Source organism: Legionella maceachernii (genome assembly GCF_900167045.1).
GTDB classification, from domain to species: domain Bacteria; phylum Pseudomonadota; class Gammaproteobacteria; order Legionellales; family Legionellaceae; genus Tatlockia; species Tatlockia maceachernii.
Genome location: NZ_FUXJ01000004.1, coordinates 75,244 through 96,232, shown reverse-complemented (window position 1 = coordinate 96,232; position 20,989 = coordinate 75,244). Strand labels below are relative to the sequence as shown.

Below are 20,989 nucleotides of genomic sequence, written 5' to 3'. Positions count from 1 at the left end.
TTCAGTGAGTTGGGTTTATTTTTTTTAGCTGCTATACTCTGAAAAATTAACCTTAATTTCATAAAAAAGAGAGGGATAGCATGTTAACTTGGATTATTCTTATCCTGATTGCTATTCTGCTTATTGTTCTGAGCTTGGATTTTGTTTTTCAGCGAAGAAAGAATAAGAATAGACCAACGCTCAGCCTAATTCTGGCTTTATTGGCCTTTCTCATTGTGGCAACATTATTTACCTACGTGTTCTCGTCTTCAATGGGACGCCCTGGGCACGAAGAATATCATTCCTCCGCATTCAGAGAAGATCTCTGAGAAAGCTGTAAAGTGAAGAGCCTGAGCCACTTCCAAAATATTTAAATGCTTTATTAACAAAAGGATTGTTCCTCGATTTGGCCAAATTCGCGCTCAAAAACTTTAATGTCCTTAGCAGTGAATTGATAATTTTCATGCATGTGTTTTGAAACATCAATCATAATGCAAGGAGACAGTAAGCTATCAAGACTTAAGTCTTCAATTGTCTTTCCACTTGCGACACAATGCGCAGGGGCATCGATATGGGTACCCATTCTGCTGCCATTTGAATGGTTTGAACACGAAAATTTAACGTCTGTATCACAAGCGTCATAATCCCAAATAATTTTGTGTTCAAAACCACAATGCCTATCCCATAGTGTTTGATTTTTATTCTATACTAGCGTATCATGGTCAATTAACTGTTTCATTTCCAAATTGAGGCTTTTGAAATCCGATGAGAATTACAGCTTAAGTATACCCTGACGAGGCTTGGGGTAAAGATTTTTCAAACTATCCCTAATCAATACTTAAGAGCGTAATAATCATGCATAAGCCCATCCGATTTAAAGATCTTGGTCTTTCCTTCCCACATAAGCAATGTTTCCACGATTTTAGCGAAGAAGTGCTGCATGGAAGTCGTATTGCCATTATTGGTCGTAATGGCATAGGTAAATCAACGCTACTGAAAATAATACAAGGAACATGGACCCGCTATGAAGGCAGCATCAACTTACCAGACGATGTCAATATTGGCTATCTGCCTCAGGTGATTGATGCTTTTGAATCATTAAGCGGTGGAGAGCGTTTAAATCGTGCACTAACCGATGCACTTTCTCATACACCAAATCTCTTATTACTTGACGAGCCCACGAATCATTTAGACCAAAGGAACCGACGTGCTTTAGTGAACCATTTGCACCATTACTTAGGCACATTAATCATCGTCACACATGATTTGGAATTATTGAGAAATAGTATTGATACCATTTGGCATATTCACAATGGAAAAGTTGATGTTTTTACCGGTAATTATGATGAGTACCAACATTTATTAGCCCAAAAAACTGCTTCTATGGAGGAAGAAATAGCCCGGCTACAACGAAAAAAGAAAGAAGTGCATCTGACAAAAATGAAAGAACAAGAACGCAATAAGAATAGGCGTATTAGAGGCGAAAAAAGCATCCAGCAACGAAAATGGCCTACAGTTCGATCCGCGGCAAAACTAGGAAAAGCTGTAAAAACGGGTCATCAGCGCTTACATCATATCCAGGAGAGGAAAGAGTTTCTTATTTCTGAAATAGCAGGACTTTATCAACCTGAAATCATTCAACCTCAATTTCAATTACGAGCCGCAACACATCAAAAAGTGGTGATAACGATTAAAGACGGCGCTGTCAGTTACAACAATGATGCTGTTATTTTACGCAACATTAATTTTCATATGCGTCTAAAAGAACGCATTGCGTTATGTGGTGACAATGGCTCGGGAAAATCGACTTTCATTAAAGCTATTTTGGCAGAAAAGACATTAGCAAAGGCAGGATCCTGGGTGCTACCTAACCCTGAAAATATTGGTTATTTAGATCAACATTACCAAAACTTGTTAACTCACAAAACTGTTTTTGAAATGGTGGAATCTCTTATGCCTCATGCGACAAATCATAAACGTCGTGCTCATCTTAATGATTTTTTATTCCGTAAAAATGAAGAAGTTGAGAAACGCATTGCAGAGTTATCCGGTGGAGAAAAGGCAAGACTTTCCTTATGCTGCATTGCAGCTCACCCTCCTGATTTACTCATTTTAGATGAAATGACCAATAACTTAGATTTAGAAACACATGCCCATGTGATTCAGGTTCTAAAAGGTTACCTCGGGGCCATGATTGTCATTTCGCATGATCAAGATTTTTTAAAAGCCATTGATGTTGAAACTGTTTACTCAATCCATCAAGGGCGTATCGAATGGATGCCCTCTCTCGAGGAGATAAAATGAAAAATTCGCACTCATTAACCAATTTTATTTTGGCGGTACTTAAACCGTATAAACGCTATATTTTTATGTTTGGCTTCATCGCACTCTATTGGGCAATCAATAATGCATTAGCTCCTTACATACTCAAAATCATTATTGATACGGTAGTAGCCCAGGAGGGCAATCGACAAGAGGTATGGCATGCCGTTTCCCCGTATGTATTATTTTATATTGCCTTATGGGTAGGTATTGCGTTGGACATGCGTCTATTGGATTGGGTCAAAATGCGGGCTTTTCCAAGTATCCGTCAAGATATCATGAATAAGATGTTTGATTATTTAACAGAGCATTCTTATCGTTATTTTCAAAATAATTTTGCAGGTAGTTTGTCCAATAAAATTGGAGACATGCACTCCGGAGTGATTACCCTATTAACCACACTGGACGATGCTTTTGCTCAATTTCTAGGATTAATTGTAGCGATTGGAATGATGTTGCTTATCCATCCTCTTTTTGCAGTGATTCTATTGGGATGGGCTATTTCTTTTTTAGGTATTTCCTATTATTTTTTCTATCCTATTCAAAATCTCTCACATATTTTCTCGACCACTCGAACCAAGGTATTTGGTTGCTGGGTAGATAGTATTAGCAACATTACAAACATTCGCTTATTTTCTCGCAATGCCTATGAAAGCCAGAGAATCAGAAAGTCAGTCGCTGAAGCTGTTAGTCAAGATAGAGCGATGGAGTGGACAATTATCAAGATGCGAATTTTCTGGGATATCAGCATCATTGTGCTTATCGGTGTCAATATTCTGCTCTTGGTTAATTTGTATCAAAAAGCGCAGGTTTCTGTAGGAGACTTTAGTTTTATTATTTCTCTCTCAATTAGTATTTTTTACAACCTTTGGTATCTAGCTAGCCAATTTGTAACGTTTGCTGAAGAAGCAGGGAAATGTAAACAAGCCTTAAGTATTATGGAAATGCCTCATGAAATCGTAGACAAAAAAGAGGCAAAACCCTTAGTAGTAAAGGAGGGGAAAATCGAGTTTATTAATGTGACCTTTCATTACGATGAAGGAACACGTCTCTTTAAAAATAAAAATATTGTCATTCCTGCTCGACAAAAAGTGGGTTTAGTAGGTTTCTCAGGAAGCGGAAAAAGTACTTTTGTAAACCTCATCTTACGCCTCTTTGACGTTGAATCAGGTGAAATTCGTATCGATAGACAAAATATTGCCATAGTCACACAAAACTCATTGCGCGATCAAATTACCATGATTCCCCAAGATACAACCTTATTCCATCGAAGTTTGCTCGAAAACATCCGTTATGGCCGTGTAACAGCATCGGATGAGGAAGTAATTCAGGCTTCTAAAATGGCGCACTGTCATGAGTTTATCAGCCAATTAAAGAATGAGTACCAATCGTTAGTTGGAGAGCGAGGGATTAAATTGTCTGGTGGGCAACGCCAACGCATTGCGATAGCCCGTGCTATGTTAAAAAATGCACCCATTCTTATATTAGATGAAGCGACAAGTGCCTTAGATTCTGTCACTGAAAAATACATCCAAGATGGGTTGCATAGCTTAATGCAAAATAAAACGACCATTGTGATTGCACATCGTTTATCAACGCTATCGCAGATGGACAGAATTCTCGTTTTTGATGGAGGTCATATTATTGAAGATGGTACACATGAGGCTCTGATACAAGCCAATGGCCATTATGCACATTTGTGGCAGATGCAGGCAGGTGGATTTTTACCAGATCAGGAAAGAGATACTGCCGCCAAAATCTAAACTATTACTAATAAACTTCTTATTTGGCATGGCCCTTTGTCCTGTCGAGGAGAGTTTCCAATGGATGTTGCAGGAGCTACTAATGAGTACTAATGAACATAAACTTGATTTGCCAATTGAGTGATCTTGCCCGGGAGAATCGGACACATTGCTAAGCGACGAATTTGACTTCAAATATCGTTGTGTTTGATAACCCAACACGGAATGAAGTTGTTTCCGATTGCAATAGATTTCAATATATTCGAATACATGATTTTTAGCTGCAGCTCTTGTTGGACTAGCGGGAGCATTTGAACAGAAACTTACGATGACGTTAAGGTATGAGAATCTGGAATTACCCACCATAGCGGCTATATGAGAAATCCGATTTTGATTCAATTAAATAAGATTTATCTTTTTTTGCATCCACGCTAGAACTTAATATGAGTTTTTTACCATTTTTAGTTTCTTTGCATCTAGGAGCATAGTCATCGCATTCTGGTAAGGCAGAAAAAAAATGTGACAATCTCCTTGATGGAGCCGTTTCTTTATATGCCCCAGATTTTCCTTTTTGTGCCATCAGGTGTAAATCTTTTGCTTCTCCAATACTTCTGTTTACAGATTTATGGCCAGGAATTAAATTTCTAGTACAACCATTGAGCATTTTAATAATTTCATTAGCCGTATCACACAAATACGTTGGCTCACAGCCATTTTTGATATCGTTGAAAAAATCCGTTAATGTGGAGCGACCTTTATCATCTTCTGGCGATTCTGTTGAGCAAATCGCATCACCAAAATTTTCAAAATCTTTTAATTTGAAAGATTTTGGATTGTTTAACAAATTTACGAAAATTTTAATGATTCTACTAATAGCGATATGATGAGCAACGTCAATATTTTCTTTACTTAAAAATCGTTCTCCTGCTTTAACTTTACTGATGAACTTGGTCTGTAAATCCGTTAAGCAAACATCCCGATTATGTAAAACATATTTAGTTAATCGCTTTGCAATTTTTTGAAGTATTTGGGGGGAATTTTGATTACCCGGCCTTGTGCCCGTAGAATAATACTCTTCTTCATCTTCATCATATTCTATATAACCCATGGATGTAATCGCTTGAAATTATTTAAAATTAAAAAAAATACTCCTGAATTATAAAAAAATCAATCCAGATTTTTAATCCATGAATTAAATGAGCATTTTGAGTGATTTTTTTATCAAGTACTCTTGGAATCGTTGATAATCGCTTTAATTCTTCTGTGCTCCCTCTTCATTCATTCGCTTTCCTCGTGAACTTCTCTTCTTTAAAAGCTAGCTTCACAAAGTCCATAAGGGGACATTTCTATTTTGCCGCTACACACGATCGAAATATGGTATAATGAAAAGTAATGGCTAATACGAATATACACGTGATCTTTCAAAATGCTATGTTTTGGGCAACTTGATTTTTTTGGCTGGGATTATTTTAAAAACGAGTAATAGCAAGCCCTATTGCGGGTTTTTAAAATGATCCCAGGCGGAAAAGCAATAGAACAAAAATAGCGTTTTAAAAGACTCATAGGTACATACAAGCCTATTTGCCGAATGATGTGTCTCCTCTCCTAAGGATAGACGACGAGGACTGATAATAGTATCTAGTTTCATCATGAAACGGGTGCATCATCTTGATCAAGCATTTGCTTTGATGGGTGATTACTCGTTTTCCCAATACTCTTGTAATCACCCTATTAATGCTAAGCCGAACTTTAATTATTTGGATTCTTACAGGAGAAATAGCCTTATGAAATTTAAAAATAACGATGAACAAATGACACATCCACTAGGCAAATATATTCCCCTCCATATATTAGATGAATTTTTTGACAACGATTTATCAGATCGGTTGATTCCATTGATGGAGGTGATCCAAAAAGAAACTTTTGAGAATTTAATAAATTTTTTGCAACGTTAAATCGCATTTCAGAAAAAGAAAAACAATGCTTATGGATTTTTGCTACTTTAGTACTCCCAGACTTAACCGTAGAGAATCTTCGGGAGATGGGAACTGCACTTAATTTAAAAAATTCTTCCCTCATTCACTTAGCAGCAGCTCATGGCAATATTGAATTTTTTACTGGACTTGTTAAGGGCACATCGGGAAGTGGCTTTAGTTCATTTTCTGATGTTCAAACATGGATAAATACTGCAGCGATTTGTGGAAATGTTGAAATTTTAAAATACATCGAGATCAAGAGCCCAAAGCAAATAAGCAGATTATTAAGTAATACAAACTTTTCTACACTAACCGGAGTTTGCGGTTACGGTCATTTAGACGTATTACAATACTTTGCAGAAACAGCTCCAGAACAATTTCAAAAGAAGATTGATGAGCCAGATTCGTACTCGCCATTATCGTGGTCAGCACGATTCGGACAATTGCATATTTTTCAGTTTTTACTAACAAAAATTTCGCCAGAATATCTTGATAGGAGAATGGTTAGTTCGTCAATAATTTATGCTTTTTATAATGGATTTATAGAAATTTTGCGCGTTATTGATAAAGCAGTTCCGCAAGCATTTGAATCATTTACAAAGGGCATTCATTTCGACAAAGCTGCAGGTAACGCAGCGGATAACGGTTACTTAGCGGTTTTTGAATTTTTAAATGAAAAAATGCCTGATTACTTGGAAAATAATGAATTTTCAGAAGAACATTATGGACTTTTGCGTCGCAGTATTGAGGGTGGTCATACTGCATTAATAGCTCATTTCCTGGCTAACCCTTCAGATTTTAATTACGCTGATAAAAACAAAAATTATGAAAAAGATGTAGAACAATTTATCAACGACACCTTGATGCAGCTTAGGGAAAGAAAAGCCAAATTTGAAGATTCACAATCTAGTGCAAAATTTGATGTTTCCTCTAAAGAAGCAAAGCTTTTGTTTTTTGTACTAAGAAATTTAATCCGTCGTAATCAACTCGATTTAGATGAAGACATCAGCTTTATTTTATTGATTCCTGCTGTTAAAAATCTGGTTCATACGCCGGTAAGGCCTGGAAAACACAATGAGCTGCTTAGGGTAGCATTGAAAGTGGAAAATAAAACTGCTGCTCAATTGTTATTCAATTCCGCACAAAAAGATTCCAAATTCATAAGAATGATCTTTGACAGCAACCAGAGTATGTTTACTCAGGGAATAAAAAATAACACCCCTGAAACAACCTCGAAAGGTCTTACGGGAGATCAAGATAGGATGGACTTGGATAGCCTGTGTCCATGAGCGAAATTAAAGACAAATCGCAAAGCCAGGCTTAATCACCCAAAGCCCTGCTTTACAATAGCTGGATTACGGGGGCACACCAAAAATTATTACTAATAACAATAAAATCACTAATTTTTGACCTTAAAGCTATTTTAAGGGTTAAAAAAGGCTTTTAAAATTAAATAACATGCCCTTTAGCTTGTTTTCTAAAAACAGCTAAATAGCTATTATGAGCTATTTTAAAAAAGAGTAACGATGTAAGGTGGTATCAATAAATCAAAAAGGCAATTGTATTGTTGGGATCGTTAAATTCGGTCAGAAAAATTTCATTAATTACCTTGCTGATTATAATAGAATTATATACCCGTGATCTTTCAAACACTCTGTGAGTTTTCGTTTCACATAAAAATAGCTAACTTCATTTGTTCGTTGGATGAGTAGCTCCTGAAAAGTTTGACCTATTTTTAATTGTTCTAACAAATAAGAACCATGGTTCTTTACATAATTTAAGGTAAAGATCTCGATCAATTTGTTCGAGATCAAATAACGGCTTTGGTTCTAATATTTTTTCAATGAAAAACCCATTATCAAACAATGCCTCACTCATTTCATGTAGAGTATGATGATAAAATTTTACTTCGCCAATGCCATCCCAATAATCTGTTATTATTGTTTTTTCAAAATAATTTTCCATCTTAAAAATAATAGATTCTTGCAAAGGTTGATGTGTTGAAAAAATAAACGACCCTTTTTGTTTTAAAATCCTTGAGAATTCTTTAAAAAGAGGATGCCAATCACTTATGTAGTGAATAACTAAAGGAGCAAGAATGAGATCAAATGCTTCATCACAAAAACAATCTAATGGATTTACTAAATCAATGACGTGAAAATTTCCACGATGATTTACTCGCTGTTGAGTAAGTTCAATCATTGTTGGACTATTATCAATGGCAGTTATCTCACATCCTGCTTTTAATAATTGCTCCGCGTACCAACCTGAACCGCAGCCAACATCAAGTACTTTTAATCCTTGCAAATTATCAGGTAAAAGCGACCAAAGACAAGGTCTTTCGTAGTACACATGTATGGGTTTACTATCGACAACCGCGGCATAGGATTTTGCAATCGATTCATAATTAAATTTTTTTTCGCTCATATCTTTCGACGCTTAATTAAATTGATATCAATAACATCGCTATCTATGCACAACGGTCATTATGTGCTGCTGTAAATATCTTCGTTCATCGACTTAATCGATTACACGAAGCTTTTCGTCAACTTATAAGCAATTTACAAGAAATTCAAGTCAAGGAAGAAGACGAGGCTGTCTATCTAATAGATTCTTTTCCGTAAGAGAGCTTACTGAAAACTGGACACAGCTGGTTTTAAATGGGGGGAAGAGTGAGTGATCGCACTTCTCTTCCAGCTTAATTTAACCCAAAATACAAAATAAGATGGACCTCATTTATATTGATGAAATCCCTAATTAATTCGGAAATAGATCAGCACTCGATGTATTATGGCGTTGGATGTCTTCCAAATATTCCTCATATGCTTTGACCGTCTGTTTTATTATAATATTCGTAGGCAGAATTTCTGGATTACCTAGAGATTTGTCCAGATTAAATGGACATTTTTTATCCTTACTTATAGTGTACCATTTTTGTAATGCTGAACGCTCATAAGTTCGCCCATCTTCAGCTGTAACAGGGTCCTTAAAGATTTCTCCGGTAATTGGACATGTGAGTAAAGCTACAAATTCAGACTCCTCTTCAGCTGTAGAATCCTGCGCTTTAAAAAAAGGGAATGAACGAGAGTTTTGATTTTGGGATAAAGGTGCATTTATGTTTTCTGTAAGGTCAGTAGCTAATATCTGAGGCTTAGATGGAGTCAATAGAAAAGCATTTTGCATTAGAGAATAATTAATGTAATTAGGAGCCGGCAAAAATCCATTTGGCGGAACAAAACCCTGGGGCATATAACCCGGTGGTGGAGTCCAATTACCAATTGGCAAAAAGCCAAAGGGTAGAAAATCGGCGGGAGGCATAATATTAGTAGCGGGAGGATAGTAACCGTAGCCGATGAGATGTTGCGGAGAAGAAAAAAAGTGCCTACCTAATTGTATGCAACCCATTGGCGCTGGCTCACCTATTTTTATAAAACCAATAGTTATAAAATTATTGGGTGGGACAAAGCCAGGTGGTATAAACCCAAGCATTGCAGATGGAGGAGGCGTGTAATGGGTCAATTTTTTTAAATTATTGAGGAGCTCCCGAATTTTTGTCATTTCTAATTCCAATTTGATTTAAGCCAAGATTTTAATCAAAAACAAACTTTTTGCAATTAAATCTGTTAGTTATGTAACAGAGAAATAAACTATATAGTCGCTCCTGAAATATTCATATTAGACAATAAAGTCAAAGACAAAAGTTATTTTTATCAGTATTATTTTGCCACTTTTATTAATTTCCGCCCAAGAGGTTGCAAAATAAAGGAGCTAAGTCAGGGATGAGTGAAGTGAAGCCTGAGCACATTTTAGACAAAAAGAATGGTTTATATCATTTGGCTTATTGTTTGAACTGGAATTATAAAACCAAACCACAAAATTACCTCAAAGCAGCTTTTAAAAACTGTCTAAGAGACATCCTATTGTTTATAAATAGCTGCATAAGAGATCTCAAGCTGCTCCCCTTTAGTCTAGGATGTCTCACAATATAAATTAATAATTTGCTCTACCTTTTTGCTTCTAATTTTGTAGGACTGGAAACTGATAACATTAGCGTGAGTAGCATTGGGTTTAAATAAATCGAAGTGTTTCTGTTAATCAGTCACTAAATACAACTGTTTTTTTCAGTGAAACAACGGTATCTTTTCCCATCGTGATGTCTCCTCTTTGGATTTTCCATTAACTTTCATCAGTTAATGAGGCTACACCAATTTTCTTTTTTTCAATTACATCCCTACATAACTTCCATCTGTAACTAGTGTGAGAGAAGTATCAGTTTTTATTTTATCCTCAAATCTTCCTTGCTCCAAAGTAAATTCCTTAGTCCTTTCTGAAGTAGGTGCTTGTGCAAAACAACTAATAAATTTTTTCCTATGTTGTGTCATAAATGGGTAATACTCTCCCGTGCAATACTCGTCTATACTACCTGTTGTTTGACGAACTAAAAATCCTTGTTCGTAATAAGTCCCTCTCAGTAACATTTTGCTAATAGTTGGGCCGCCTCGGTAGTAGAATAATGCTTGGCTAAAATAGAATTGTAAATCTGCCATTATGCTATCTAGAGTAGCAAAGTCACTTTTTGTTTCGTCCCATGAGATAGCAGCGAACCATAATGCAGCTGTTTGATTGAAAATCTCCTCATGATATTCAGCCCGCGTATGTTGCAGGACTATTTTTGATTCCCTTTCAAACTCGCTTGCAAACTCGTTAAGCCAACTAACATGTCTGGTAGCTGGAATAAACTTCCCATCAATTTTTAATTGAATTTCTCCAACTAAGATATTTTTTTTATTATATTGTGGAAATTCATTAGCGATTAACGTGAATATGTGAAGCAGATCGTCAGAGCAATCGTACTCAGCACGAAATGTATAGTTAGAATTACTAGCTAAATCAATTAGTTTCGGCATATTGTCAGCATTGACATCCAATGTAATGGAGGCTTCTTTGTCATTTTTTGGTGTAAATACTATACGTTTTTGTGTATAAACACTAATAACATAACGCGACTTAGGTTCTTCTTTTGAATCACAAGCCATAGCTTGATATCCAAAGCTCTTTTTATTACTTTCTTTTATTATTGAACCAATGTAACCTTTTAATAATTTTTTAATTTCTTCATGTGCTGCAAGATGTTGGGGATTATAAATACGAGTAATATCAATAATATGTTGTCCCTCGTAGCAGACAGGGTTTTCCTTCCTAGATCTACCAAATTGCTCACTATCCAGCGTTCCCGTTTTATCAGCAGTATCTTTCCTAATTGCCGCTAATTGCCCTAGCAATTTTTTTAAAGCGTTTTTGGTACTATCAAGATCTAATGGTCCTGCAGTTCGTAACTTCCTAATAGTGTCCACCACAAGCTCGACTCCCTGGGTACAATCTTCATTAAATATTTCTTGCGATGACATAGAGCCATCGTCTCTGTTTTTTCCATATTTATCTTTGGCACTCGTTTGAAATGAGCTAGGTGGGTTAAATGATTTTTGTACTACAATGCGGTCAAGCAAATTCATCTTAAATTCTTCGGTTTTTGAGAACATTTTTAACTCTGCTACTGTGTGAATGTAAAATTTATCTAAATTTTTATGTTGCAAATCGAATCAATGATTAAATAATAAGTAATTATTGGGCTGCAATTATGCATGAAGACTATATAATAAGCAATCAATGCACTACGCAACCGAGTTTCATCACAAAAAATGTAGCGTGAAGGCCACAAACACCCGTTCTCCATTGGCACATTGAATAGTAAAACAGTCAGAGCACAACGCAGATTGCTTTATTCTTGGATTTTGTTTTTCAGCGAAGAAAGAACAAAAATAGACCAACGCTCAGCCTAATTCTGGCTTTATTGGCCTTTCTCATTGTGGCAACATTATTTACCTACGTGTTCTCGTCTTCAACGGGACGCCCTGGGCACGAATATCATTCCTCCGCATTCAGAGAAGAGCTTTGAGAAAGCTGTAAGTGAAGAGCCTGAACCACTGCCAAAATATTTAAATGATTTATTAGCATTCAATGACTCAACAACCACGCTGACTTTTTCGCCCATCGCTTGATGTATTTAATTCACCAGGATTTTTTTGATAGTGCTGCCTGGATGATAGGTAAGCGGTCTGTAAACCACCTACTTTTTTATTTAAATTTCTAATGGAATACTGCAGCAGTGTTAATAGTGGGAGTAGTTAATGGTATCAACAGTTAATGAGAAGCATTCATTTTGGAATGAGCACATACCAAGATGGGAAGAAAGCGGTTTAAGCCCGCCTGCGTAAGAGAGCCCAAGCTAACTAAAGTTTGGATTTGACGGTTGGCATGCATAAAATATCAATTCCCCTAGCTTCAGCAATGTTAAGCTGTTCGATAATTTTTTCTAAATTGGCGTCAACGTTACCAGGCTGTATTTTACCTTGGAAAAGACCAATAGTTAGAAATTTATTAGGAATCATAGTTTCTACCTTTCATGTACTCCACTATGAGGTCAGAATAGAATCTGATAATTAAATTTAGTAGAGTAAAAGCCACATGATTGACCATGTTTTGATATATGTAAGCGACTTAATAGAAAGTAAGAAATTTTATGTAAAAATGTTTGCTCCTTTGAGTTACAGAATTGCTTTGGGTACAGGGGAAATTCTGGTCATTTGATATTGGTAATAGCGCTTTTTTTGAAATTGCTCAACATCAAAATACAGATAAACTAACACCTTACCACATTGCATTCCGTGCAAGAATAAAGATCAAGTTAAGAATTTTATCCATTTTTATGGGTTTTTGATAGATTAAGGTACCTTATCTGGCTCTAACTATAATTCATTTTCTAAATACCTTCTGCCATTTTAATCTCTCTACTTGCAGGCATGCATTCAAATCATTATAATGAATGTATAGAATGCAATTTAATGAGATGATGCTATGGCTATGCTGACTATACGCAATCTGCCCGACGACGTACATCGCGCGTTACGCGTGCGAGCTGCTAAGCATGGGCAAAGCACGGAAGCCGAGGTTCGTGAAATACTGGCAAGCGCAGTCAAACCGGAAACACGTGTTCGCATGGGTGATGCTCTCGCGGCACTGGGTCATAAGCTCGGCCTAACTAATGAGGATTTTGAAATCTTCAATCAAGTCGGAGACAAAATACCTGCCAAGCCGCTGAGGTTTGAATGATTGTTCTCGATACTAATGTAGTATCTGAAGCGATGAAGCCGGAACCGAATCTCTCTGTGAAGGCTTGGCTTAATACTCAAGCAGTCGAAACATTATATTTATCCAGCGTTACGCTGGCCGAGCTATTATTTGGAATCGCAGCACTTCCAGCCGGTAAGCGCAAAGAAATGCTGGAACAAGCACTTGACGGTCTCATGAGTCTGTTCAGAGATAGAGTTTTGCCATTCGACATTGATGCAGCTCGGTATTATGCTCAACTGGCCGTGACAGCAAAGGACAAAGGACGAGGATTCCCAACACCTGATGGTTACATCGCCGCAATTGCCGCCTCGCGAAAATTTACCGTGGCGTCATGAGATGTTGCTCCTTACGAAGCAGCCGGGGTGCTAACTATCAATCCGTGGAAAGAATAAGAATCAAAACGTTGTTACATGCTAATATAATGATTTTAACTTTTTCACGCTACTACACCATTGTGTACAGTTAAGATATCTCCTGATTTATTTCTAACACGAATAATATAAACACCAGGCGTCAGCGCTAAATAAGTATAGCGAGCTTAAGAGACTACAAAGCGAACAATTGGAACAGTTGCTCATTGAGTAGAAGTACTTTTGGAAAAAGCGCATCTGGCTCTTGAATCCCGCGCCTCGTCTTCACCATTCAAGCGATCTCACACAGTATGCAAGAATCGTGCAAATCTGGCGCAGGAAATAATCTGTTTAGTTTAATATAGCAGTTGAGTAAGTTGTACTATTCCTTATTTGGGAAAGCATGACATTATCCTTATCACAGTTAATTCATTCGTCTCGCCTTGACCAAGGAGTTATCCCATCACTTCTAAATGCTGCCTCAATTGGCGTTTTTAAACTTGGTCAATCGCAAATTATACTTTAGTTAGAGTCATACTTACTTCCTTTAAAAACAGCACTAACTCTATTCACTATTTCCAGGTGGCTTTGCAATCAAATTATGCTCATAAATAAGTCGCTTTAGCGCAGGTCTGCGCTTTTCCCGTTTTAAAGATTTAATTAAATGATGTGCAGCTAATACTTCTCTTTTTTTAGCTTCTAACTGTTCCTCAAGGTATTCTTTCTTTTTGAAGAACACATGCTGCATCTCACTAATCTCATCGATTAAGCGCCTATTTTCAAGTAATGCTTGATTTAGCTGTTTCTCTACTCTTGTTTTCTCATCATTCAATTCATTTACATAGGAATAAGTCACAAATAATTTATTTTCAATCACTTGCAGTGAATGGATAATATGATTACCTAAAGGGAAGCTAAAATAAGTGAGATCATTTAGAACAGTACTATGAATCTCTAACTCCTTAGCCAAACATTTTAGAGATCCAATCGCTTGTTCCAGCTCGTTAACCTGTGCTTGATTTGTAGAACATAAGTAAACAAGGTCCCGTCTAAATTCACTGGCTTGATATTGTTCCAACCATACATAAAGATACTTTATGGCAGTAGCAGGATTTATATTGGCCTTTAAACAAATTTTTTTCACATGCGGAATGCTTTTTTTGCCATTATGCTCAAAAAGCTGATTAATTACTTTAAGAATATGGGATCCCACGGATTTACTATTATTTTTCATACCAAACTCCTTCTCTATTCAAATCAGTCGACACTACATAGAGATAATTCCTATCTTGGGAGCCAAATCGTTTAGAGACGCAAATCCTGACAGCAAATTAATTCGCTCGTGTAAATAGCTCCTTGCTGTAGCAGTTAATTGAATACTTACTTGCAATAGACTAAAACCTAACTGTCCTTATTCAGTATACAGGGGCGTTGATTCCTCATGAGTATGAGGGATTTTCATTTTTGCACATTTCAATAGCAATGAGTGTGAATTACAAAAGACTAATGACTTCTCACGACAGGAAAAGCCTTTTTGCAGTAATAAACCGACTCTTAAAAGGCCAATAGCAATATTTTTTTTCATTCTTAACTCCTTGTATATTGCATTACTCATTTTGTCCATAATACGGATTACTTGTCAATATTATCGTGACAATTAATAAGAATAGATCAGTTAAATTTTGTCAAAATTACATTGACTTTACTTTTCCAGGAAAATAACATTGACTTTTAATTGACAAAAAATGAGATTTACATGAGAAAATTTAATACGGCTTTTTTGCATCAATTTTATTGACAAATAAAGTCACAGCCTTGACTTGATGGCTTTCAGATAGATTAAAAAACAATCTTTCCGACGATTTATTCGTCACATAAATTCATTTAAAAGGAGCAAAAATACAGCCGAGCAGACTTGAAAACTAAATCGCAAATCCGAGGAAGTATTCACAATCAACCATTCCCAAAACTTACCAATGACAGGAGAGTTTTCCCTCCGTGCAATTGCTTTTCCGAGTAAAACTGTATTGATTCAGTATACTCTAGAAAATAAAGACGAATTCTGTGAGCTACCGATAATTCCCCTCAAAGTGATTATGCTGTGATAAAAAATGGTAAAATGGGAGAAATAGAGTATTCTATAAACAACCAATAGTATTCAAGAACTAAGCTCACTAGCCTGGCTCTCTATTCTCTAGTACGCGCATAAATTAATAAAAATACAATCGTCCATAGCACTTTGACGTCATATTCCCTTAAAATAGATTTAATCCATAAGTGATAAGAGAAGTACCAGTAACGCCTTTAGTTTTATTTAACGACATTTCGTGTCTTGTGAAGAGAATTAAAAATGCTGATTACTCAGGAAAAAGAAGACGACAAGATCCAGTTTCGCATTAGAATGCATGCTTCAGTCTTAAAAGAAATTGAGGATTATTGCCAGTGGGCTGGGATTCAGTATAAAGATTATTTTATTCAACGGGCATGCGAGTATATTTTCACTCACGATGAGGAATGGATTAATTATAAAAATAAAATAGAGTGAAATTCTGAATTCCAATAAAATCATGCGAACATTATTTAACCTTAGAACAGCAACAATACGCTATGAACGGCGAAAAGAGCAATGCACAGGTGCTCTTGATTGGATGCTCACTTTTTTCTCTCAAAGTCTGTCTACCCTTTTCCATCCTCCAGTCTTATTTGCTGCTCGCTTATTTTTCCTTTGAAAAAAACAGTATCTAATGGGCATAGAACAAACTCTTTGGGTAGGTTTTGTTTTGCGATTTTATTGAAACCGTACTTCTCATAAAAACGTTGAGCGGCTTTTAATAAATCGACGGTGCCTAAAAATAACTCGTCAAATTGATGTCTTACAGCGGCTTTTACTAAAGTTTTCATTAATTTTTGTGCAACCTTTTTCCCTCTGTATTGCTGATGGACGAAAAATTTTTTAATTTCTCCTTGAGTATCATTCACTTTTTTTAAACCAATACTTCCAATAATCTGTCCTTCATCATTGACAGCGTACCAAAAATTATAGGAATTATGATAATAAAATTCGGACTCTGCTTTTAAAATACAGGCATTTATCTCAGGCGTGATGGGTATAGCAAATTCATTTTTTTGGATATTTTCGATAAAAAGAATAATTTGCTTTCGTAATGATCGAGAGGTTGATAACGTATGAATCTTCACTTGCTCTCGCAAAATTCTGCTTTTTTCTAAAGCACCTGAATATTTTTTTATTGCCTCTATAATTTCAGAGTGTTCTGCCTCGGTAAGAAATTCGAGCGCGCCTAAGATTTTGCTATTAGAAAAATGATCGATGTACTCTATTTCAGAGAGTCCCTCCCCGGTAATCTGCAAAAAATTTTCTCGCTTATCAATACCCGGTGTGGACGTCACTAACCCTTCTTTCACTAAAGAGCCTACAATGCGGGAGATTGTGGAATTCGTCACTAAAAGTAATCCTCCCAACTGTGTGATGGTCATATTAGGCTGGTTATGAATTTCAATTAATGCATGCCAATGCTGTGGTGTTCTGTTTGAGCGTGTTTTATTTAATTCAAGGATTCCTAACTCTCGAACTAATTTACGCGAGAAATGCCTTAATTCGTTTATCTGCGCTTTTTTCATTCTCATTTCTTCCTTTTAATCGCCTGCTAGACCATGTTTTTTAACATCGCGACCCTTGCGCCAAACCCGATTAAAACCACACCCATCGCTTTAATGACATAGTATTCAAGCGTGCTTATTTTTTCCCTGACTCGTTGGTAAGTGATTAATGCAGACAAACAGGAAAACCAAATAAAATGAATGAATGCAATTTCAAGGCAATAAGCCAATTGGACTGACCAGGACATTTCAGGTTTCACAACCAGCGTAAAAAAAGCCACTATGAATAAGATGGCTTTTGGATTAAGCAAATTGCACAGTAACCCCTGCAGGAATGATTTAAAAGGACCAAATGGCTTACGAGTAGCCTCTTCGTTAAGCGCTAATTTCTCTTCACGCCGAGATCTTAAGCTTTTTAGCCCTAAATAAATGAGGTAAAAAGCGCCTAAGTATTTGATGCAATTAAATAACCATAAGGAATGCGCAATAATAATAGCCAAACCTAAAATACAATAGAGGGCGTGGATCAAAAGGCTACAGGAAATACCAAGGGCAGTTAAAATACCACTGTTTCGATTGTATTGTAATGAATTCTTAATCACTAATGCAAAATCGGGGCCGGGGGAGATGGCTGCCAAAGTAATGACTACGGTTACAGCTAGAAACTCGTTCATTGGTAATGATTCCTGATGTCACATGTTATAATTTTAAATTTTATTTCCATTTTTTGCAATCATTTTAATTAAATTAATTTCAATTTGACTGCATTATTATTAGAAAAGAGATTGGGGGCAGTCCCCCACACTCTGCTCATGGAATTAAATGAGGCAATGCCTCATTAGGATTGAAGATTATTTTATGAAAATCGATAAATAATAAGCGCGCAATCGAAGCGTGGGAGGGAATAATGTTTAATGAAAGGATTGCCCACAACTACGAGTGGCTTCCTCAGCTTTACCTAGATTAGCTTCCTGGTTTTCAAGTTGCTCAATAGCAGTGAGAATCTCTTCGAGTCGCTTAAAAGAAGAGCGATCATGATGAGTATGGAATGCCAAGGTAATATCCTTTCTTTCATCTTGAGCAATCCATTTAATGAAGGCGCAAGCCTGTTTTAGCTCAGCCATAGGAAGATTTGGATTATTAAAGACAGCAAGGGATTGCTGCAGATATTGGTCAGCCTCCTCATAGTTTTTATGCCTTAAATAACAAATACCTAACATAAATTGAGCAGAGGCAATATCAGCTTCATTTCTATCAGCAGCCTTTTTATAAACATCCAATGCACTGGTAAACATTTCAATGGCAGGGTTCACGCGGTTTTGTTTAAGCATTGAGAATCCAAGCTGTTGTTTTAAATCAGCAACCAAGAATTCATTCTCTTCCAGGTTTTTAGTCAGTAGTTCTAATACAGAACGTAACTGTGATTCTGCCTGCTCATATTTTTTTGCCAAATTAGAATTAATGCCTAACTCTAATAAGAGAGGAATTTTATCCTCCGGTTCCTCACGCCAATTTTCATCGAGATTAAGTGCACTCACCAAAGTCTCGATTGCCTCTTCGTGTTTATTTTCGAACTTAAGGCTTTGAGCCAAATAAAAATAAATTTGAGTACCTATTTTAACAAGTTCATCGTTTCTATCCTCGTCTGAAAGAGACTCGAATAAGCTTTTTGCGGCATTGAGGTGAACAATACTTTGAGAATAATTCTCCATTTGTAGATTGCAAGCACCAAGGTATAATCTCACTTGAATTTGAAGTTTCGAACTGCTTTGTGGGGAAAGAGTTGTCAAAGAGCGAGATAACCTCATTTGAGCCTCCTCGAATTCGCCTAAAGCGTAATAGCTCTTTCCAATATAGAAATCCACTTCACATTGATCGCTATTGGAAAGTCCTTGAGTTTCTAGCTCAATGATCTCTGAAAATCTCCCTTCGCTATCCAATTTTCTCACTTCAACTAACACGCTCTCAGGTCCCATAACTGTCGTCCTATTCGCTGATCATGATGTAGATATTGAGCTCAAGCGATTGTCCACTCATGATGATTTCCACAGGAATCCATCACTAATTCAACTTCAGAACCCAGCAAGAAAAAAAACAGATTCCCGCCTAGGCGGGAATAACAACTAGGTAAATCATTATTAGCTGTATACCGGAATCGCTTGAGACTCGTCATCCTCTTCTTGCTTCAGCATCAGGCTTGAGTTAATACTGGTTAGGAATCCATTCATGCTGGTTCCTTTTAAATCATTAATCCCAATTGATAAGCGCTTCGATTTCTTTTCGGATACGCTCACCCGTTCTGAAGCAGTTTCAATTTCTTGAAGTATATCACTTCCTCGCTGAATTTGGCGAAATTTCTCTCCCTCTTCCTGAAAACTGATCAAAGTGGCAAGAAAACTACTTTTATTATGTTGACATACGGAACAACAAGGAATGAGCGTTACTTTCTGATTCCCCTGAATCGCCAATTCATTGTTATTGGTTCTTTTCTTAACAGAGGAATTGTAATTATCACGAACTGTTACGGTAGCCATGGTTCTCCCTCTCATGTCCTTTTTATACTGGATTTCCGTTTCTTTTTCATAATTGAATAAGAACGCATTCACGCACCCATCTACTTTCAATCGTTTGCCAAACTCCTCATACAATGCACTAAGCAATGAACCAAAATCATATTCCGCACAGGTCCTTGTTTTTCCCGTTAATTCATACATTATCCCTTTAAAACTTTTGCTGGTTTGCATCATCACCGCATAGCAATATTTACTCTGCCTTCCTTTCTGCCCATTGTTCAAGTCTTTTGCAAGTTCATCTAAGAGCTGCAAGAGCTTTTCATCACTTCCCTGAGCATCTCGAGATAAGGCGACAAAGCAAACATTTTTATCGTCTAACGTACTGGTTACAAAAGAAATGCAGCCAGGCCAAACATCCTCTTCACCTTTTGAAAGATACTTTTGTTTACTTTGGATGCACTTTTCTATTTCTTCTAAAATTTCTTTTCGTAAGAGGAGAAATTTAAAAAACTCTCTCACGCAATCTCGACTGTCTTTCGTTTGCTCAAAATAACTATCCGGCCTAAAACTGACATTTCCTAGATTATCCACTCGCTCTTGCAATTCCATCGATAATTGACCGCTATTTAGTTCGATAGCCATTTGGCGAATCGGTTCGAGTGGATCTACTTTCCGGCTTACTGGTGCAGTGGAGTAAAATCGTACGCGTTGGTGATAACCGCGAATGGATAAAACATCACTGTGTGAAGCACTAGCGCCTCTTCCAGCCCGCTCCACAACAGGTGAAGAGGTCTCTTTTTTTGACTCATTGAAATCGGTTGAGACCGCTTGATGCGGAAAAGTTGACCGGCTAAGTCTCTGAGAACCTTTTAAAGGTCTCATAGGAATTTGACTTTCAGAAGACTTTAACGCTTTTTCTTCAGCTATCTGCAATTGGCCTTGGTCAGTTCCCAGAGAAACTGAGGAAACTACTTTTTCTTTGGCTTGCGAAGATGGCGGAGTAGTCAGCGGTTTCTTAACTTCTCCTGGTACCTTTGGCACATATTTGCGCGGCGTACTTGATTTTTGGTTTCTTTGGTTGTGGCTCGTTCTATCTCTTCTTCTATCAAACATAACAATTTACCCAATAATGACTAATAGTGCGTTGTAATTTACCAATCACAAATTAAGAAATTATTAACAAATTAGCCATTTTTTGAGTTTTATGTAATTTTTTTGATACAATACTCTTCCTAATATTGGCTTAAGGTTTATCCCTTATAATGATGCACCTTCTGTAACTCAATAATCCTTTCTGA

The 20,989-nt window shown here is 36.7% G+C and carries 20 protein-coding genes; 8 read left to right on the top strand and 12 right to left on the bottom strand.

What is annotated here, in order from left to right; translation table 11 throughout:
- Nucleotides 1-80: 80 nt before the first annotated feature.
- A complete protein-coding gene (locus tag B5D33_RS03710) occupies nucleotides 81-308 on the top strand; it encodes a hypothetical protein (protein ID WP_058453183.1) in 228 nt (75 codons plus the stop codon).
- Between the two features lie 53 nt (nucleotides 309-361).
- Here B5D33_RS03710 and B5D33_RS03705 read toward each other — a convergent pair whose 3' ends face one another.
- Entirely contained in the window at nucleotides 362-631 is a 270-nt protein-coding gene (locus B5D33_RS03705) for a cyclase family protein (RefSeq protein WP_267889326.1), read from the bottom strand.
- 200 nt (nucleotides 632-831) lie between these two features.
- Here B5D33_RS03705 and B5D33_RS03700 point away from each other — a divergent pair, with 200 nt between their 5' ends.
- Both B5D33_RS03700 and B5D33_RS03695 read left to right on the top strand, forming a co-directional pair.
- On the top strand, nucleotides 832-2,283 hold the full coding sequence (locus tag B5D33_RS03700) for an ABC-F family ATP-binding cassette domain-containing protein (RefSeq protein ID WP_058453185.1): 1,452 nt from the start codon (nucleotides 832-834) through the stop codon (nucleotides 2,281-2,283).
- Nucleotides 2,280-4,064, top strand: a complete 1,785-nt coding sequence (locus B5D33_RS03695; RefSeq protein ID WP_058453186.1) for an ABC transporter ATP-binding protein — start codon at nucleotides 2,280-2,282, stop codon at nucleotides 4,062-4,064. The genes B5D33_RS03700 and B5D33_RS03695 overlap by 4 nt, the downstream gene beginning before the upstream one ends.
- A gap of 334 nt (nucleotides 4,065-4,398) precedes the next feature.
- Here B5D33_RS03695 and B5D33_RS03690 read toward each other — a convergent pair whose 3' ends face one another.
- Nucleotides 4,399-5,151: a hypothetical protein gene (locus B5D33_RS03690; RefSeq protein WP_058453187.1), complete on the bottom strand. Its 753-nt coding sequence runs from the start codon at nucleotides 5,149-5,151 to the stop codon at nucleotides 4,399-4,401.
- A gap of 541 nt (nucleotides 5,152-5,692) precedes the next feature.
- Here B5D33_RS03690 and B5D33_RS03685 point away from each other — a divergent pair.
- Together B5D33_RS03685 and B5D33_RS03680 are read left to right on the top strand one after the other, a co-directional pair.
- Complete coding sequence (locus B5D33_RS03685) at nucleotides 5,693-5,998, top strand: hypothetical protein (protein WP_058453188.1); 306 nt, start codon at nucleotides 5,693-5,695, stop codon at nucleotides 5,996-5,998.
- 86 nt (nucleotides 5,999-6,084) lie between these two features.
- Nucleotides 6,085-7,308, top strand: coding sequence for an ankyrin repeat domain-containing protein (locus B5D33_RS03680; protein WP_058453189.1), 1,224 nt, complete (start codon nucleotides 6,085-6,087; stop codon nucleotides 7,306-7,308).
- A 400-nt stretch (nucleotides 7,309-7,708) separates the two neighbouring features.
- Here the strand turns inward: B5D33_RS03680 and B5D33_RS03675 are convergent, their stop codons facing one another.
- From B5D33_RS03675 to B5D33_RS16540, 4 genes are all read right to left on the bottom strand, one after another.
- Nucleotides 7,709-8,446, bottom strand: a complete 738-nt coding sequence (locus tag B5D33_RS03675; RefSeq protein WP_058453190.1) for a class I SAM-dependent methyltransferase — start codon at nucleotides 8,444-8,446, stop codon at nucleotides 7,709-7,711.
- Nucleotides 8,447-8,776: 330 nt separating this feature from the next.
- Nucleotides 8,777-9,589 (bottom strand): U-box domain-containing protein, encoded by an 813-nt coding sequence (locus B5D33_RS03670; RefSeq protein WP_176119738.1) that lies wholly within the window; start codon nucleotides 9,587-9,589, stop codon nucleotides 8,777-8,779.
- Between the two features lie 653 nt (nucleotides 9,590-10,242).
- Nucleotides 10,243-11,613 carry a hypothetical protein gene (locus tag B5D33_RS03660; RefSeq protein ID WP_115304892.1) on the bottom strand — a complete coding sequence of 457 codons (1,371 nt, stop codon included), beginning with the start codon at nucleotides 11,611-11,613 and terminating at the stop codon, nucleotides 10,243-10,245.
- A gap of 696 nt (nucleotides 11,614-12,309) precedes the next feature.
- Nucleotides 12,310-12,468: a hypothetical protein gene (locus B5D33_RS16540; protein ID WP_156415024.1), complete on the bottom strand. Its 159-nt coding sequence runs from the start codon at nucleotides 12,466-12,468 to the stop codon at nucleotides 12,310-12,312.
- A gap of 466 nt (nucleotides 12,469-12,934) precedes the next feature.
- Between B5D33_RS16540 and B5D33_RS16825 the strand changes: the two genes are divergently transcribed.
- A complete protein-coding gene (locus tag B5D33_RS16825; protein WP_058453194.1) occupies nucleotides 12,935-13,189 on the top strand; it encodes a FitA-like ribbon-helix-helix domain-containing protein in 255 nt (84 codons plus the stop codon).
- The gene (locus B5D33_RS03650; RefSeq protein WP_058453195.1) at nucleotides 13,186-13,545 is read left to right on the top strand and encodes a type II toxin-antitoxin system VapC family toxin; all 360 of its coding nucleotides are present in this window, start codon (nucleotides 13,186-13,188) and stop codon (nucleotides 13,543-13,545) included. Before B5D33_RS16825 ends, B5D33_RS03650 begins: the two co-directional genes overlap by 4 nt.
- 580 nt (nucleotides 13,546-14,125) lie before the next feature.
- On the opposite strand, the gene B5D33_RS03645 is transcribed toward B5D33_RS03650, so the two are convergent.
- Both B5D33_RS03645 and B5D33_RS16535 read right to left on the bottom strand, forming a co-directional pair.
- A complete protein-coding gene (locus B5D33_RS03645; protein WP_058453196.1) occupies nucleotides 14,126-14,794 on the bottom strand; it encodes a hypothetical protein in 669 nt (222 codons plus the stop codon).
- Between the two features lie 177 nt (nucleotides 14,795-14,971).
- A complete protein-coding gene (locus tag B5D33_RS16535; RefSeq protein WP_156415025.1) occupies nucleotides 14,972-15,145 on the bottom strand; it encodes a hypothetical protein in 174 nt (57 codons plus the stop codon).
- A gap of 765 nt (nucleotides 15,146-15,910) precedes the next feature.
- On the opposite strand from B5D33_RS16535, the gene B5D33_RS03635 reads away from it, so the two are divergent.
- On the top strand, nucleotides 15,911-16,105 hold the full coding sequence (locus B5D33_RS03635; RefSeq protein ID WP_058453197.1) for a hypothetical protein: 195 nt from the start codon (nucleotides 15,911-15,913) through the stop codon (nucleotides 16,103-16,105).
- A 131-nt stretch (nucleotides 16,106-16,236) separates the two neighbouring features.
- Here B5D33_RS03635 and B5D33_RS03630 read toward each other — a convergent pair whose 3' ends face one another.
- The 4 genes from B5D33_RS03630 to B5D33_RS03615 all read right to left on the bottom strand — a co-directional run bounded on the left by B5D33_RS03630 (nucleotide 16,237) and on the right by B5D33_RS03615 (nucleotide 20,804).
- Nucleotides 16,237-17,199 (bottom strand): bifunctional helix-turn-helix transcriptional regulator/GNAT family N-acetyltransferase, encoded by a 963-nt coding sequence (locus B5D33_RS03630; protein WP_058453198.1) that lies wholly within the window; start codon nucleotides 17,197-17,199, stop codon nucleotides 16,237-16,239.
- Between the two features lie 26 nt (nucleotides 17,200-17,225).
- Nucleotides 17,226-17,852: a LysE family translocator gene (locus B5D33_RS03625; RefSeq protein WP_058453199.1), complete on the bottom strand. Its 627-nt coding sequence runs from the start codon at nucleotides 17,850-17,852 to the stop codon at nucleotides 17,226-17,228.
- 237 nt (nucleotides 17,853-18,089) lie between these two features.
- The gene (locus B5D33_RS03620; RefSeq protein ID WP_058453200.1) at nucleotides 18,090-19,154 is read right to left on the bottom strand and encodes a tetratricopeptide repeat protein; all 1,065 of its coding nucleotides are present in this window, start codon (nucleotides 19,152-19,154) and stop codon (nucleotides 18,090-18,092) included.
- A gap of 162 nt (nucleotides 19,155-19,316) precedes the next feature.
- Nucleotides 19,317-20,804 carry a hypothetical protein gene (locus B5D33_RS03615; RefSeq protein WP_133140978.1) on the bottom strand — a complete coding sequence of 496 codons (1,488 nt, stop codon included), beginning with the start codon at nucleotides 20,802-20,804 and terminating at the stop codon, nucleotides 19,317-19,319.
- Nucleotides 20,805-20,989: the final 185 nt, after the last annotated feature.

Coding starts and splice junctions, on each gene's coding strand:
- B5D33_RS03710 (WP_058453183.1), top strand. CDS start 81: ATGTTAACTTGGATTATTCTTATCCTGATTGCTATTCTGCTTATTGTT.
- B5D33_RS03695 (WP_058453186.1), top strand. CDS start 2,280: ATGAAAAATTCGCACTCATTAACCAATTTTATTTTGGCGGTACTTAAA.
- B5D33_RS03690 (WP_058453187.1), bottom strand. CDS start 5,151: ATGGGTTATATAGAATATGATGAAGATGAAGAAGAGTATTATTCTACG.
- B5D33_RS03685 (WP_058453188.1), top strand. CDS start 5,693: ATGAAACGGGTGCATCATCTTGATCAAGCATTTGCTTTGATGGGTGAT.
- B5D33_RS03680 (WP_058453189.1), top strand. CDS start 6,085: ATGGGAACTGCACTTAATTTAAAAAATTCTTCCCTCATTCACTTAGCA.
- B5D33_RS03675 (WP_058453190.1), bottom strand. CDS start 8,446: ATGAGCGAAAAAAAATTTAATTATGAATCGATTGCAAAATCCTATGCC.
- B5D33_RS16540 (WP_156415024.1), bottom strand. CDS start 12,468: ATGATTCCTAATAAATTTCTAACTATTGGTCTTTTCCAAGGTAAAATA.
- B5D33_RS16825 (WP_058453194.1), top strand. CDS start 12,935: ATGGCTATGCTGACTATACGCAATCTGCCCGACGACGTACATCGCGCG.
- B5D33_RS03650 (WP_058453195.1), top strand. CDS start 13,186: ATGATTGTTCTCGATACTAATGTAGTATCTGAAGCGATGAAGCCGGAA.
- B5D33_RS03645 (WP_058453196.1), bottom strand. CDS start 14,794: ATGAAAAATAATAGTAAATCCGTGGGATCCCATATTCTTAAAGTAATT.
- B5D33_RS16535 (WP_156415025.1), bottom strand. CDS start 15,145: ATGAAAAAAAATATTGCTATTGGCCTTTTAAGAGTCGGTTTATTACTG.
- B5D33_RS03635 (WP_058453197.1), top strand. CDS start 15,911: ATGCTGATTACTCAGGAAAAAGAAGACGACAAGATCCAGTTTCGCATT.
- B5D33_RS03630 (WP_058453198.1), bottom strand. CDS start 17,199: ATGAAAAAAGCGCAGATAAACGAATTAAGGCATTTCTCGCGTAAATTA.
- B5D33_RS03625 (WP_058453199.1), bottom strand. CDS start 17,852: ATGAACGAGTTTCTAGCTGTAACCGTAGTCATTACTTTGGCAGCCATC.
- B5D33_RS03620 (WP_058453200.1), bottom strand. CDS start 19,154: ATGGGACCTGAGAGCGTGTTAGTTGAAGTGAGAAAATTGGATAGCGAA.
- B5D33_RS03615 (WP_133140978.1), bottom strand. CDS start 20,804: ATGTTTGATAGAAGAAGAGATAGAACGAGCCACAACCAAAGAAACCAA.